Source organism: Alcanivorax sp. S6407 (assembly GCF_023016115.1).
GTDB lineage: Bacteria > Pseudomonadota > Gammaproteobacteria > Pseudomonadales > Alcanivoracaceae > Alcanivorax.
On the sequence record NZ_JALKBH010000001.1, the window covers coordinates 553,976 to 570,087 of the forward strand.

The following is a 16,112-nucleotide window of genomic DNA, read 5'->3' on the forward strand; positions in this document are numbered from 1 at the left end:
CAACCTCCCACAGCAGATCAACACCATTGGAAAAATGGGAGCCCCGTGCCTCGTGCTCTGTACTACAGAGAATGGAAATTTCAGTGGGAGGCTGCTTGCAGGCGAAGGGCTTTGACTGGGTTTTTCACAGTGCGACCATCGCCCACACAAACCCGGTGGCAGGCCAGCCCCCTCCACTCGAAAATGGGAAATGGGAGCCTGGTCCCGAGGGGCTATCTGGCCCCGGAAGTAATCTCCCATAGCAAAATGGGAGATCTGAGGGCTTGTGGGGCACCACTATCAACAGAACCGTGCCGAGCCCCAGCAATTACGGTATGCTGGCTCAAGACCTATAATATTGCCGTCTCTCGCAGCAGAACTACCAAGGATGTTGGCCATCAACGTGGTCGTAGCTTGGTCGATATTTAGTGTAAAAGCATCCGGGGAGTACATGCTCCAACCAGTTAACATGGCTGTTGTATAACCAGGATAACGCACTGCTTCCTTCTGGAAAGATAAGCCGAAATCGTCTGAAGTTACATCAACCTGATGCACATTTGTCACATTGTATGGCAATTGGTAGTTATTCAGGTCAGTGTGAATTTCCTCAGGTTCTTTGCTATTGATTAAGGACTGATTAGTGGCCGCATCAGCATTGTAAATACGCAAGCCCTGAGCAAGTTGGCGTTTGATCTGATCGGCAATACCACCGCGGAGTAAAGGCAGCAATGTTGGACCGAATACGCTTACCAGAGCGCCTGCATCAGTATCCGCCAATGTCAACGGATTACTACCTACTGCCGTTGTTCCATCATTATTTCCATAAACAATCGAGTTAATTACACCTGCTAAGTTAACGCCGCTAACCTGTGCCTGACTTTCCCGGTTGCCGGAAAGTTCAACGGCGTTGCCGTTGCGAATCACATCCTGATAATTGACCAATGCTTCCTGAAAACGAATATCAGCAATGCCTATATCAAGGATCATATCATCACCCAGATTCAGATAACCGCCCGAGGGTGTCCCCATTCCTCCACGATCACAGGGATCATACCAAGCACCACATCCACTAGGATATCCAGGCGACCCCCAACTGCTTGCTCCTTGGTGGATCATGCCACTTGGATCCGCACCAGGCGCAATACAGGGCCGGTCTCCATAGGCGCAGGTCACCGCAACATTGTTTGCACCGCGCATCGCAAGATTTAATTGCCCGCTCATACGGCCGCTAAAAGAGTTCAAGGAACCGAAGCTCAAAGGACCACTGACCTTTTCACCACCCATACGGATGCCAACCACTTCACGCAGGGTCTTGCTTTGATCGTTCTTGATGGCGAACTGAAAGAAAGGACGCTGGATAGAAAAGTCTTTCATCTGGTTCTGGTTGGCAATATTGTCAGCCACAGCGCCAGATATTTGATTACTCCCCGCTTGGGGATTGAGGCTAATACAATTCCCCGCAGCATTGGCAATACACCCCAACGAAAAGTGATCAATATCCAGATCGCAACCTACACCATTCACACCGCCACAGCCCAGCTGCAACTTTTCAATGTTCAGGTTAAGGTCGAGCATGACATCAAGACCAGCCGTGTAAAAAGTAAAGCCGTCATTGCCATTGGCGACATCCCCCACAATCTTGTTCATCTGCATTAATGCCTGACCAGTCACATTGGAGAGCTGATCATCTTTCAGCTCGACCATGGCGTGACAGATGCCCGAAACAAAAAGGACCAAGCCAGCAAGAGACACCAGCAACCCTCTTCTGAACAGGTTGGGTAAAGGTGTTCTCGGGCTACGATTATTCTTCTTCATAACTTAAAACCCATACAGGTAAAAGTTGCCGCCAAACGCAATGCCCGCCTGGTGGCCATTATTATCGGCAATGGTGAGGCTGGTGAACGAATCGTGATTATTCAATTTCCAGCCCACACCTTGAAGCGCGTCGTCATATTCAGCAGATAGTCCTGTGACGTGTAACCCGAAGCGGGCATCGTTATAGCCAACGCTGGATTTGGATGTGTCATCATAGGAGCCGCCAGTATTTGGATAGAAGGTGCGCAACGCTGGCATTTGCCTGAGATACGCAGCTGTGCAATCAGAACCGCCGTTGCCCAGCAAACAGTTTCCGGAAGAATCCAGGAAGCTACCTTTGTCCTTGCCTGGCTCAGAGGGGAAGATAATATTGTCAGCAAACCAGCTTTCGTAGCTTGATTCGGTCAGGCCCTCCACTGGCGTTGAGAGAGCAGCCCCGGAACCATCAATCATGATCGCGGTCCCTGTAGAGGATGATGCTGCGCGGTTCCCGGTGCCCAGAAAGGCACCATCAAGAGACAGATCATTCACTGCCAGTGAGGCCCAACCGGCTTTCCACACCAGCCACTCACCTGCGAAGTTGTTGCCGTCCGCATCTGTCCAGGTGCCGGGAACATTGGAATCGATGGAGGCATTGCCACGGTTCGCAAGCTGCCAGGAAAGGCGGCAATCCATATCCGCAAGCGCGCCATTGGGATCATTTGAGCAACTAGCTAGCCCCGCACCCGTGGTTGCAGCGTTAGTTGTCCTAACCGAGTTGTAGTAGTACTCAAGAGAGACCATGACGCCTTCCTGGCCCGCCACGTTCCCCATTTCTTCATCTGCCAGGGGCTGCAGGGCGTGGGTCTGTAGAGCGACGATACTGCCCAGCACGATCATGATGCCTTTGTTCATGAGCCCGCCCCCAGTGAGGTGATTTTCATGTGCTGGATCTGCATGCCTTCCAGGCGAGAAATCCCCAGATTGACAACGGCATTATTGTTTTGCCCTCCGACAGGGTTGGAACCAATAAAGTAGATGCCGTTGCCGGTGTTTCCTGGATTAGAGGGAGACCAATCGGTGCTGATCGTGCTTGTGGGCAAATCATACTCACCCGTTCCAAGATAAGCCGAGTCATAAGGATCAATAGTGGCGGTGCAATCGGCATCGGCACACCAATTACCCCATCGAACATAACCGTGGGTATTGCGGTTAATCTGTTTCAGGAAACCATCACCGTTATCATTAAGCTCGCAACTACCACTAGTGCTGCCGCAGTATTGGTAAGAATACACATTGGCGTTATTCGGGATCCGGGTCATTTCAATTGTGAAATTACCGTTTTGGATGGGAGTGGCCAGTTTGTTGATGGAGCCATCCGCGGCGATGCTGTAATCGGAGGTACCACTAAACGTAATAGCCTGGTAATGCCAGGTACCAGGGATGTAGGCGTCCACATTACGGAAGTACATGCCTTCGGTCCGGTGGAAACGTGGCACATGATGAAGCTGATCATCGCTATCCAATTCTGGGTCATTTACGTTACCGATTTGGCGGACTGAGAACCGGAAATCGCCAGAGAGTGCACTTGTATAACTAACGCCAAAGGTTGGATCATTATCGTTCAATGTTTTCGCCCAGCGCTGAACAGTGCGCAAGGGGCCCGGAGATTTGGTGTACCCCTGATCTGTACGGGCCGTATTGGGGTTATCATCATCATCAGATGTCCCATTCCAAACATGACCTATTGCGTAGGGGTTACCAAAAATAATGGTCTGGCTTTGCAGGAAGTCTGCTCCGCCGCTGCAGGCTGGGTCAGAATTATTGCAGGCACCAATGCGGGGATCATTGCCCGTTACTGTCGTTCCATTCCAAGTGCCGCGATCAATCTCAAATTCGCCCCAAAATGCCCAGCGCCAAGGATCAGTGTGGATAGGGCCACGAAATTCCAGCATCGTTGGCATGGATTCAACCGGCCCGGAATAACCTATGGGGGCACTATCACCACGCCATACGCCTTGGTAGTCAAAGCCCTCATATTCAAACACACGGAGCATGTAAGGGTCATACGGCGTAGCAAAACCGGGAACACCAAAATCACCATCACCAATACCCAGAGGGCACTGCAAGTTAGGCTGCCCCCCAACAGCATCGGCAAAGGTCCCACACCCACCGCCAGTTGCACTACTGTTCCACCAGGTAGTGCCACGCCCTGCAACGCCTTGGGGACCATTACTCGCCCCCAATGGACCATAACCACTTGTCATGGAAATACCATAATAGCGGGCATCCCCACGCGTCCAGCCAGCCGCCGCCGCCGCCGCCGAAGGAGCCGAGCCGGTCAACTCGGCATAGCTTGTGGGGGCCATTCGGAAGCTGAAGTCATCAAGTACAAACGCCAGGCCGGCACCGGTCACACCGGCCATTTGCTCCTCTTCGAGTTCTACCATCGCATTGGCTAATGGGGCGATCAGCAGACAGAAGAGCGACGAAGCAGCTATAGAGAATGTGTGAGAGCTTTCAGAACTCGGCAGCTGTTTGGTGTACGCCATGGGTTTTGTCATTTTGAATTTCATATGGCTTCGCTCCTATGGGCACACGGCCAAGCCTGAACACGGAGTTTGCGTTGTCAGGGTAATGGAGGAATAAACAGTCGCAGACGGAATCACCGCAGTTCCCAGTGTTTGATCACCCAACATCATATTGGCCCTGAGTTCCTGGCCTGTGTAGGTACCGTTGTGGTTGTAGTCTGTTACATTCACTCCTGCGAATCCTTCAGTAACCCTGGCTGATGCGGCTCGTCCTATGAGCATATTATTCGCAATAACCAGTTTAGGCTTGTCATCGTCATCTTCCTCGTCGCCACGGATATCAATCATGCCGTTATCAAAGGCGATATCGCCTTCCACATTGGCAAAGCGCCATACCACGTCAGGCCGCCCTGGTTCGCCAAGACTAAGGTAGGCACCATAGCCATTGGTGTTACCGATGCCATCTGTTCCTTGATTGCCATTGGGAGTGCTATTCAGCCCTCCCAGGCGCAAGGCTGCGCTATAGCCGAGGTAGTTTTTGGCATCGTTCCAGGGGCCTTCATACTGACTTGCCACTGCGGTGTCCCAGGTGTCGTTGGGGTTGGAGGGCGAGAAACGCACATTGGCCGCCCCTTCCAGATTGAAATTGATCAGGGCACCCTGAACAATTCTTGGGCCAGTGCCATAACCACCGTTATTATCCGGCAGTATCCCGCCGCCAAAGGTTGCCTTGTAGTGAAAGCGAGTCGCGGGCGAGGTCATGTCTATTCCGCCACTGTAGTAATCCATATCACCAGTGCCATCCTGCTCTTTCAACAGGATTCGGGTGTCGTTGGCTGCCAATAGGAAGCTGCTATTGAGAAAGCCAATTCCCATGGCATCGCGGGTTTCGCCATAGTTTCCGTCACCGTCGATATTGGTGTCCGCAATCATCAGGTGGGTGCCGTGGTCCCAATTAGAACCTTGGTGCAGGAAGTCAGTTTCATCAAAGGTCTGAGACATGACCATGAGATCAGCGATGATACCGTTATTCTCGTTAGCGGTATTGCCGCCGGGATAGAGGTAAATATTGGCATCTACGTTAGCGAGGGCGTAGATCAAGCCCCAATCTACGTTGCGTTCTTTTGCGGGAATCAGGTCGCCGGCACCATCTCGAACCAGAAGGCGTACATTACGGGAAAATGCCTGCAGCTGCGCATCGCGCATGTAGATGGCCAGGCCGCCCGTTGAATCTGTGCCACTATGTCGCAAATTTGCAGCATAAGCATTGCCAATATGGCCTGGCGTCAGATTGATAAACTGACTGCTATTGCCTGTACAGGTCGCAGCCGGGCCGTTATAGGCAAAGCCCCAGCAAAAGCCCCCTGGCCCTTGATCGCCATTGATAGCGTCTAGCGCGATTAACGGGAAATGGAATGAGGAGGGTTTGATATGCAGGTTGTTGGCATAGGGGTAATCCGCCTCATTACCGTAGGTGCGCTCACCCCAGAAAGTCCAGTTACCAAGCTCGAAGTTGATGCGTGATTTGTCTTTGCCAGATGCACAAACACCGCCTGGGCAAACATCAGAGGCCTCCCCCAAACGCCAGCGGAATTCCAGATCTGCATCACCTATTTGCGCGGCTTCGGCACGGTCTACAAATTCCCAACCCCCGCCAAAATGCAAGCCACCGGACTTGTTGGCAACGTCGTAAATAATATGTTCCCCATAGTCGGACGCGAGCGTTTCTGTGCCATACCAAGTACCACCTGGGCGCCAATATAGCTCGACATCTTTCGCGCTGCCAAGCCAGCCGAAATGCATGACACCACGGCTATTATCCGTGATGACAAAATCCTCTGATTCATCATGAGCACCTGGACCTGGATCTTTGTAGAGATATTCGAAGTCCAGAGCCAACTTAATGATATCGGCTTCTGTGAGGGTGCGACCAGTCTCAGGAATTGTATCCCAAGCGCCACCGTAGCCCGTACGCCAGATCACCCCTTTCTCATCAATACCCAAGGTGCCTTCGCTCATCTCCCACATGGCATGCAAATCGTGCATGACCATTTCTGGGCCGCCGGAGATCTGGTTATAGAAAAGGTTGGCATATTGACCATTAAGGCCCACCTCACCTTTCAAATAAGCCTTGCCATATTCTGCATCAAACAAACCACGGTTACGGATGGTCATTTCCATTGCTGCATCCAGCGCAAAAGCACCAAAAGAGCGGGATTGAGCGGTAGCGGATTGAGATGTGGGAATGCCTAATGCAGCAGCCTCCAGACGAACACGATCAACTCCAATGTAATACTGCATTATCGGAGGACCGTACACATTCGGGTCTGAGCTTATCAGCTCTTTACCAACATTCAGTGTTTGGGTCAGAGTTACAGGACTGCCACCAACGGTGGAGCCGGTTTGGTTAACGCTACGGGCTTTTACGGTATCGAACTGGAGGTGTGCTTCATAAGGTGCATTCACTAGCGGATCGTAATCTTCAACGGTAGTGAGTACAGGATCCAGCTGCGCATCATAACCCTGAACCCTGACATCATTTTTCCAATTGATACTATCAGCAGACCAACCATCGTTGGGGGTTTGAATGATCACAGTGAGTCCATCACGCCCCGACACTTCAGACATAGAGTCGTCCGTCATTGGCGTGAGCGCCTGAGACTGGATAGCCCCAAGTGTAAGGGTCGCTGCCAACAACAAGTTGGAAGGTAGGAAGTTGCGACGCACGTTGACCTCGGTGTTTTTTGTTATTTGCTGGCAGCAAACATTCCCTGCCTGGCAGTTTTGGTCATCTTTAATCGCAAGACTACACACGGCAACCACCTATCGCAACACTTGTTAACAGAAACAATACAGAATGGCAGGATGATAATTTCAAGAATTTCAGTGCGTTAGCACAGGGACACCCTCCCACCAACGAAAAGTGCACATTTGTGCTCAATAGCAAGGCAATACTTCCGTTACCAAAGTGCACATTTGTCGATTTAGCGTCTATCCAGAAGTCTGGAAGGGGCGAAATTCAAGCTCATTGAGCGTTTATTGGCCACAGGGATTAGTCACCACCAACCTTTAGCCTAATTTTCCTATAGAAAGCAGGCCTGTTGCAGAATCAGGGGCTGGGCGGGCTTCTGGGGGGGATGGATGAAGCTTATTTGAGGTTCCGAGGGTGCCAGAGGGCCAGAACACCCTGGGTTAGAGCCATGGTGCCAGTTTTGAATCCCTCCTGGTTGAGCAGGCTGTATTTTCGCGTGCAAGCACGCTCCCACAGGGTGGGCCTTTTGAGGGCAGGAATGGCGGAGATCGGCTGGCGCCGATTTCCGCCCTACCCGTTCTTTTGGCGTTACCTAGAAACAGTCGCCGGGGATGCGGACATTGCCTTCCATCAGGACACGAGCGCTGCGGCTCATCCTGGACTTGGTGGCTGTCACAATCTACACCTGATAAGGGCATTAATTTGCATTACCAGTGACGTCGGGAGCGCAATTGAGACCTTACTGTCAGGGAGCAAGTCGCCGTGAATCAAGCCAGGATCGAGGCATATTCGTGGTTAGCCTTTTCGCTAACGGTTGCTGAATTTTCATTTCTTCTGCCATCCGAGCCTGGGTGGCGGGAGGATCTTCCATTAGCTTTTGTAAGGCGCTGGCGAGGCTTTGCAAAACCACCTGCTCACCGTACTGTTGATACGCAGATTGCCAAGCTTGCTCGCCAACGTCGCCCCAACACTCCCTCATCATCAAGAGATCGACAATGTCTTTCAGGCCGTCACGGTAACGATCCGCATTGGCTAGCAGCTTTGTGGTAAAGCAACTCTCCCGGGAGACGACAGACAGAGGGAACAGCGAATTATCGGCGTCTCCAGTGATGTCGTCACTGTCGAAATGAATGATTTCCAGCTTTATGGGCCGTCCCGCACCGTCCAGGATGCTGCGTATGGCATCTCTGTCTGCACGTATCTCACGCCCTTTGAACAAGGCCGGCTCACAATCGGGACGGAATAATGCCCCGAAGCTGTTCTGGGTTATGGAGGAACGGGCGGCCCGGTAAGCGTCTTTTCCCACACAGAACAAATCGATGTCGACGGATTCCCGGTATTCTCCCAACTCCAGAGCGATTCGGGTGCCACCACCAAACAGAATATTGTTCTGGGCCAGAAAACCCGAATCAAACCCTTTCAGGATCTCCCAGATGACCTGATGATGGGGCCGGGTTGGCGTCAGCATGCGGCCAGCATTACTCCATGGCCATGCTTATGCTTGAGCTGGGCAATCAGCTGCTTTTCAGCCGTGTCGAGCCGCGTCTGGTCTACAAACCGCCAGCGGGTCTCGTAGAGGGCAAACGCTTTCTCCGGGGCAATAAAGCGACCGGCATGATCCCACATGATGAGATCAAGCTCAGGATAGTGCTTTCTGTCGATCATCGTGCCAGCCATATGGCAGCCCCTGAGATGCGTTTGATGTGGTCATTTTATCAGCAGCGGTTCGCTAGCAGCAAATCTTGTGTATCCATGAGGAGAAGGACCACGAGCGGCTAATGCTGTTCACTTTCGTCGTGATTCTGGTTACTTGTGGGAGGCTGCTTGCAAGCGAAGGGGTTGAGTGGGTTTTTTCGCGGTGGAACCACCGCTCCTGCAAACCGGGGATTTGGCAGGAATGGCGGAAATCGGCTGGCGCCGATTTCCGCCCTACCCGTTCTTTTGACGCTACTTAGAAACAGTCGCCGGGGATGCGGACGTTGCCTTCCATCAGGACACGAGCGCTGCGGCTCATGCTGGCCTTGGTGGCTGTCCACTGACCGTTCTCTTCCTTGGCGCCGGCGCCGACGCGCAGGGTGCCGGAGGGGTGGCCGAAGGTGACGCTGTCACGCTCGCCGCCGCCGGCTGCCAGATTCACCAGGGTGCCCGGAACCGCTGAGGCGCTGGCGATGGCTACGGCCGCGGTGCCCATCATGGCGTGGTGCAGCTTGCCCATGGACAGAGCGCGCACCAGCAGGTCGATATCACCCTCGTCGATCTGCTTGCCGCTGGAGGCCGCGTAGGCTTTCGGCTTGGAGACGAACGCCACTTTCGGGGTGTGCTGGCGGGCTTCCGCTTCTTCGATGTTCTCGATCAGGCCCATGCGCTTGGCGCCGTAGGCCCGGATGGTCTCGAACATGGCCAGGGCTTCCTTGTTTTCGTTGATGTCGCCCTGCAGCTCGGTACCGGTGTAACCGATATCTTCTGCGTTGACGAAAACGGTAGGAATGCCGGCATTGATCATGGTGGCCGGGAAGGTGCCCACGCCGGGGACTTCCAGCTCATCCACCACATTGCCGGTGGGGAACATGGCGCCCTCCCCGTCTGCCGGATCCATGAAGTCCACCTGCACTTCTGCCGCCGGGAAGGTCACGCCGTCCAACTCGAAGTCGCCGGTTTCCTGTACTTCACCATTGGTGATGGGGACATGGGCAACGATGGTTTTTTCGATGTTGACCTGCCAGATACGGACTACGGCGATGCCGTTTTCCGGGATGCGATCAGCGGCGACCAGGCCGTTGCTGATGGCGAAGGAGCCGACGGCCGCGGTCAGGTTGCCGCAGTTGCCACTCCAGTCCACGAACGGCTTGTCGATGGAGACCTGGCCGAACAGGTAATCCACGTCGTGGTCAGCCTTTTCGCTCTTGGCCAGGATCACGGTCTTGCTGGTGCTTGACGTTGCGCCGCCCATGCCGTCGGTTTGCTTGCCGTACGGATCCGGGCTGCCGATGACGCGCAGCAGGATCTTGTCACGGGCTGCGCCTGGGACCTGGGCCACTTCGGGCAGGTCTTTCAGGCTGAAGAATACGCCCTTGCTCGTGCCGCCACGCATGTAGGTGGCGGCGATTTTAATCTGTGGTGCATGAGCCATGGTATTGCTCCTTTAAAAAAACCCCGGCGGTGGTACCGGCGGGGTTGGATTTTCGCGTGCAAGCACGCTCCTACAGAAATCTAGCTGTAGGAGTCTGCCTGCAGACGATCTTTTCGCCTGCAGGCAGGCTCCTACGGAAGTCATTGCAGGGAGAGGCCGTCGTTTGTGGGAGCGTGCTTGCACGCGAATATTCGTTTGCAAGCAAACTCCCACAAGGACCGGTGTTTTAAGCCAGTCCCACAAGGACTTCCCCTTAGCCCGCTTCCGCCATGAACTCTTTGGCGAATTTCTGCAGGATGCCGCCGTTGGTGTACACGGACACTTCTTCCGCGGTATCCAGACGACAGATCATCGGTACGCGCTCCACGTCGCCGTTCTGGCGAGTGATCACCAGGGTCATGGTGCCACGCGGCGCCAGTTCACCTTCCACGTCGTAGATCTCGGTACCATCCAGCTTGAGGGTCTTGCGGGTGGTGCCTTCTTCGAACTGCAGGGGCATTACCCCCATGCCGATCAGGTTGGTACGGTGAATGCGCTCGAAACCTTCAGCGGCAATCACTTCCACGCCGGCAAGGGCAACGCCCTTGGCAGCCCAGTCACGGGAAGAACCCTGACCATAGTCGGCACCTGCCACGATGATCAGCGGCTGCTTGCGCTCCATGTAGGTCTCGATGGCTTCCCACATACGCATCTGCTGGCCTTCCGGCTCAACTCGCGCCAGGGAACCCTGGATCACTTCACCGTTCTCGTCACGGCACATCTCGTTGAACAGTTTCGGGTTCGCGAGAGTGGCACGCTGGGCCGTCAGGTGGTCACCACGGTGGGTCGCGTAGGAATTGAAGTCTTCCTGCGGCAGGCCCATCTTGTCCAGGTAGGCACCGGCCGCGCTGTCCAGCAGGATGGCGTTGGACGGAGACAGGTGGTCGGTGGTGATGTTGTCAGGCAGGATCGCCAGCGGGCGCATACCTTTCATTTCACGCTGACCGGCCATGTTGCCTTCCCAGTAAGGAGGACGACGGATGTAGGTGGACTGCGGACGCCAGTCGTACAGCGGGCTGGCTGCGCGCTCACCGTCACCCTTCTTCTCGAACATCGGGATGTAGGTCTTGCGGAACTGTTCCGGCTTCACCGCAGACTTCACGATGGCATCGATCTCTTCATCGGAAGGCCAGATGTCCTTCAGGTAGATCGGGTTGCCGTCCTGGTCCTTGCCCAGCGCATCTTTTTCAATATCGAAGCGCATGGTGCCGGCGATGGCGTAGGCCACGACCAGCGGCGGAGACGCCAGGAACGCCTGCTTGGCGTAGGGGTGGATACGGCCGTCGAAGTTACGGTTACCGGACAGTACCGCCGTAGCGTACAGGTCACGGTCGATCACTTCTTTCTGGATCTTGGGATCCAGGGCGCCGGACATACCGTTACAGGTAGTACAGGCGAAGGCCACCACGTCGAAGCCCAGTTGCTGCAGCTCAGGCAGCAGACCGGATTCTTCCAGGTACATCTTTACGGTCTTGGAACCCGGTGCCAGGGAGCTCTTCACCCACGGCTTGCGCACCAGACCCAGCTTGTTGGCATTACGGGCCAGCAGACCGGCGCCGATGATGTTGCGCGGGTTGGAGGTGTTGGTACAGCTGGTAATGGCCGCGATGATCACCGCGCCATCCGGCATCAGACCTTCTTCCTCTTTCCATTCCTTGGCGATGCCACGGTTATGGAGTTCGGAGACCGGCAGCAGTGCGTGCGGGTTGGACGGGCCAGCCAGGTTACGCTCTACCTTGGACAGATCGAAGTGCAGTACGCGCTCATACTCAGCAGTCTTCAGGCTGTCTGCCCACAGACCGGTTTCCTTGGCGAACTTCTCTACCAGGGCGACCTGCTCGTCTTCACGGCCGGTGAGCTTCAGGTAGTCGATGGTCTGGCCATCGATGAAGAACATGCCTGCGGTAGCGCCGTATTCCGGAGTCATGTTGGCGATGGTGGCACGGTCACCCACGGACAGGCTGTCTGCGCCTTCACCGTAGAATTCAAGGTAGGCGCCAACCACACGCTCCTTACGCAGGAACTCGGTCAGGGCCAGCACCAGGTCGGTACCGGTGATGCCCGGCTTCAGCTTGCCGGTCATTTCCACACCGACGATGTCGGGCAGACGCATCATGGACGGGTTGCCCAGCATCACGTTCTCGGCTTCCAGACCACCTACACCCACGGAGATCACGCCCAGCGCATCGACCATGGGAGTGTGGCTGTCGGTGCCCACACAGGTGTCCGGGAAGGCGACGCCGTCACGTACCTGCACTACCGGAGACATCTTCTCCAGGTTGATCTGGTGCATGATACCGTTACCCGGCGGGATTACGTCCACGTTGTCGAACGCGGTCTTGGTCCAGTTGATGAAGTGGAAACGGTCCGCGTTGCGGCGCTCTTCCACGTCACGGTTTTTCTGGAACGCGTCTTTTTCAAAACCCGGGTGTTCTACCGCCAGGGAGTGATCCACGATCAGCTGGGTCGGTACCACCGGGTTCACTTTGGAGGGGTCACCGCCCTTCTCGGCGATGGCGTCACGCAGACCGGCCAGATCGACCAGTGCGGTCTGGCCCAGAATGTCGTGACACACCACCCGCGCCGGGTACCACGGAAAATCCATGGTGCGCTGACGGTCGATCAGCTGCTTCAGGGAATCGGTGAGATCCGCCGGGTTGCAGCGACGCACCAGCTGCTCAGCCAGGATGCGCGAGGTGAACGGGAGTTTGTCATAGGCCCCAGGCTGGATGGCGTCGACAGCCGCACGGGTGTCGAAATAGTCCAGCTGGGTGCCGGGAAGCTGCTTGCGATATTCAGTGTTCATAGCCTGGGACTCTTTGTGAGTGTGCTTTCAGGATGAGCCTGGGATGTAATGATACGCTTGACGCTGGACGCCAAACGCCTGAGGCCGTGTAACACAGCGTCAGGCATCCGGCGTCAGGCATCTGGCTTAATTAGCCTCGCTCTGCGATCGGGTTTACCTTGCGCAGATCTTCACCGGTGTACTCGGCGCTCGGACGGATGATGCGGTTGTCCGCACGCTGCTCCATCACGTGGCCAGCCCAACCGGTCAGACGGCTCATCACGAAGATCGGGGTGAACAGCTTGGTCGGGATACCCATGAAGTGGTACGCAGAAGCGTGGAAGAAGTCAGCGTTACAGAACAGCTTCTTCTCGCGCCACATTACTTCTTCACAACGTACGGATACCGGGTACAGCACGGTGTCGCCCACGTCGGCGGCCAGCTTCTCGGACCATTCCTTGATGATGGCGTTACGCGGATCGGATTCGCTGTAGATCGCGTGACCGAAGCCCATGATCTTTTCCTTGCGCTCCAACATGCCCATCATTTCCTGCTCGGCGTGATCGGCAGAAGTGAACTTCTCGATCATGTCCATGGCAGCTTCGTTGGCGCCACCGTGCAGCGGACCACGCAGGGTGCCGATGGCACCGGTGATGCAGCTGTGGATGTCGGACAGCGTGGAAGCACACACGCGAGCGGTGAAGGTAGAGGCGTTGAACTCGTGCTCTGCGTACAGGATCAGGGACACGTTCATTACGCGCTCATGCAGCTCGTTGGGCTTTTCGCCACGCAGCATGTGCAGGAAGTGGGCGCCGATGGAGTCGTCGTCGGTGTTTTCGTCAACACGCACGCCATCGTGGCTGAAACGGTACCAGTAGCAGATGATGGACGGGAAGCAGGCCAGCATGCGATCAATGGCTTCTTCCTGGGTCGGGAATACGCCCATGACGGTGGTGTCTTCCTGCTCCAGGTTACCCAGCATGGAACAACCGGTACGGATCACGTCCATGGGGTGAGCGTCAGCCGGGATGCGCTCCAGCACTTCCTTCAGCGCCTGGGGCAGACCACGCAGACCTTTCAGCTTGGTCTTGTAGGCATCCAGTTCTGCCTGAGTGGGCAGAGCGCCCTTCAGGATCAGGTGTGCCACTTCTTCGAATTCACAGTTTTCTGCCAGGTCTTTGACGTCGTAACCGCGGTAGGTCAGGCCAGAGCCGGAAACACCTACAGTAGAAAGAGCGGTTTTACCTGCCACCTGGCCACGCAGACCAGCGCCTGAGAGTTTCTTGCCTTCTGCCATTGTTCATCTCCTGGTTAATCTGTTTACAACAATGTCCGATCACCGTAGGGCGGAAATTCTGCCGCTGTGTTTCTGGCGGAGATGGGCTTACGCCCATTTCCGCCCTACGATGTTGAATCTGTTTGTCCGCCGTAGGAGCCTGCCTGCAGGCGATCTTTCAAGAAAATCGCCTGCAGGCAGGCTCCTACGGTTAGACCTTGAGCTTCTTAGCCCTTGTTCTGGGCGAACAGCGCGTCCAGTTTCTGCTCGTAGTCGTGGTAGTTAAGGAAATCGTACAGCTCCATACGTGTCTGCATGATGTCCACCACGTCTTTCTGGTGCCCGTTTTCACGGATGCTCTGGTACACGGCCAGGGCAGCCTTGTTCATGGCGCGGAAGGCGCTCAGCGGGTACAGGATCATGTCCGCACCAGCTTCAGCCAGCTCTTCACGGGTGAACAGCGGAGTAGCGCCGAACTCGGTGATGTTGGCCAGCAGCGGTACGTCGCCCAGACCTTCCTTGAACGCCTTGTAGTCTTCCAGGGTGTGTACGGCTTCAGCGAAGATGCCGTCAGCACCGGCTTCGATACACGCCTTGGCGCGATCTACCGCAGACTCCAGACCTTCCATCTGGAACGCATCGGTACGGGCGATGATGAAGAAGTCGTCGTCGGTCTTGCCATCAACAGCTGCCTTCACACGGTCAACCATTTCACCCTGGGAAACGATTTCCTTGTTGGGACGGTGGCCACAACGCTTCTGGGCAACCTGGTCTTCCAGGTGCACGGCGCCAGCGCCAGCCTTAATCATTTCCTTCACGGTGCGGGAGATGTTGAACGCCCCACCCCAGCCGGTATCGATGTCCACCAGCAGCGGAGTTTCCACAGCGCTGGAGATACGACGCACGTCTTCCAGCACATCATTCATGCTGGTCATACCCAGGTCAGGCATGCCGTAGCTGGCGTTGGCCACACCGCCACCGGACAGGTAGATAGCACGGTAGCCGGTCTGCTCGGCCATCATTGCCGCGTAGGCATTGATGGTACCCATGATTTGAAGGGGCTTTTCTTCCGCGAGAGCTTTACGGAAGCGGCCGCCGGCGGTCAGGTTTGCTGACATGGCGTTCTCCTATTGTTCCATTTTCAGGTTTTCCGCCTTGTGGGCGGCATATTGGGTTTCGATATTCTTGCGGGCACTGCTGATATGGCGGCGCATTAGCAGCTCCGCCATTTCGCCATCCCGGGACTCGATGGCCTCGAGAATACGACGATGTTCGTTAAGGGCTTTTTGCGGGCGATTGGCCACGGAGCTGAACTGGTAACGGTACATGCGCACCAGGTGATAGAGCTCGCCAATCAGCATCTGGCTGAGGGTGGCGTTGTGGCTGCCCTGAATAATGCGGTAGTGAAAGTCCAGGTCCCCTTCGCGTTGGAAATAGGCGGTATCTTCGCGCAGGTCCTGTTGTTGCTCGTGCTGATCGAGCACATCGTAGAGGCCACGCACCTCAGCCGGGGTCATGCACTCCGCCGCCAGCCGGGCCGCCATGCCTTCCAGCGCTTCACGCACGTGATAGATCTCGATCAGATCATCAAAGCTGAGCGAGGCCACGCGGGTACCCACGTGCACTTCGCGCTGCAGTAGCTTGCGGGATTCAAGACGACGGATAGCTTCACGGAGAGGACCACGGCTGACACCGTAGCGGGCGGCCAGCTCGGTTTCGCTGACCTTGGAACCGGGGGGGATCTCACCACGCACAATATCATCCTGTAACCGGGCAAATACTCGGTCAGCAAGGGTTCGCGCACTTTCAGGTGAGGCAACAGACAT

The 16,112-nt window shown here is 55.4% G+C and carries 11 protein-coding genes; all 11 read right to left on the reverse strand.

What is annotated here, in order from left to right; all coding sequences use genetic code 11:
* Positions 1-279: 279 nt before the first annotated feature.
* Positions 280-1,794 (reverse strand): hypothetical protein, encoded by a 1,515-nt coding sequence (locus MWU49_RS02475; protein WP_246967644.1) that lies wholly within the window; start codon positions 1,792-1,794, stop codon positions 280-282.
* Positions 1,795-1,797: 3 nt separating this feature from the next.
* Complete coding sequence (locus tag MWU49_RS02480) at positions 1,798-2,688, reverse strand: hypothetical protein (protein WP_246967647.1); 891 nt, start codon at positions 2,686-2,688, stop codon at positions 1,798-1,800.
* Positions 2,685-4,349, reverse strand: a complete 1,665-nt coding sequence (locus MWU49_RS02485; RefSeq protein ID WP_246967650.1) for a hypothetical protein — start codon at positions 4,347-4,349, stop codon at positions 2,685-2,687. The genes MWU49_RS02480 and MWU49_RS02485 overlap by 4 nt, the downstream gene beginning before the upstream one ends.
* 12 nt (positions 4,350-4,361) lie before the next feature.
* Positions 4,362-6,932, reverse strand: a complete 2,571-nt coding sequence (locus MWU49_RS02490) for a hypothetical protein (RefSeq protein ID WP_246967653.1) — start codon at positions 6,930-6,932, stop codon at positions 4,362-4,364.
* Between the two features lie 869 nt (positions 6,933-7,801).
* Positions 7,802-8,524, reverse strand: coding sequence for a nucleotidyl transferase AbiEii/AbiGii toxin family protein (locus tag MWU49_RS02495; RefSeq protein ID WP_246967656.1), 723 nt, complete (start codon positions 8,522-8,524; stop codon positions 7,802-7,804).
* A complete protein-coding gene (locus MWU49_RS02500; RefSeq protein WP_246967659.1) occupies positions 8,518-8,733 on the reverse strand; it encodes a hypothetical protein in 216 nt (71 codons plus the stop codon). The genes MWU49_RS02495 and MWU49_RS02500 overlap by 7 nt, the downstream gene beginning before the upstream one ends.
* A gap of 274 nt (positions 8,734-9,007) precedes the next feature.
* Complete coding sequence (gene prpF, locus MWU49_RS02505) at positions 9,008-10,186, reverse strand: 2-methylaconitate cis-trans isomerase PrpF (RefSeq protein WP_246967662.1); 1,179 nt, start codon at positions 10,184-10,186, stop codon at positions 9,008-9,010.
* A 253-nt stretch (positions 10,187-10,439) separates the two neighbouring features.
* Positions 10,440-13,031 (reverse strand): Fe/S-dependent 2-methylisocitrate dehydratase AcnD, encoded by a 2,592-nt coding sequence (gene acnD / locus MWU49_RS02510; RefSeq protein ID WP_246967664.1) that lies wholly within the window; start codon positions 13,029-13,031, stop codon positions 10,440-10,442.
* Positions 13,032-13,161: 130 nt separating this feature from the next.
* Positions 13,162-14,307, reverse strand: coding sequence for a 2-methylcitrate synthase (gene prpC / locus MWU49_RS02515; protein WP_246967666.1), 1,146 nt, complete (start codon positions 14,305-14,307; stop codon positions 13,162-13,164).
* A gap of 206 nt (positions 14,308-14,513) precedes the next feature.
* Positions 14,514-15,404 carry a methylisocitrate lyase gene (gene prpB, locus MWU49_RS02520; RefSeq protein ID WP_246967669.1) on the reverse strand — a complete coding sequence of 297 codons (891 nt, stop codon included), beginning with the start codon at positions 15,402-15,404 and terminating at the stop codon, positions 14,514-14,516.
* Positions 15,405-15,413: 9 nt separating this feature from the next.
* Positions 15,414-16,112, reverse strand: a complete 699-nt coding sequence (locus tag MWU49_RS02525; protein ID WP_246967671.1) for a GntR family transcriptional regulator — start codon at positions 16,110-16,112, stop codon at positions 15,414-15,416.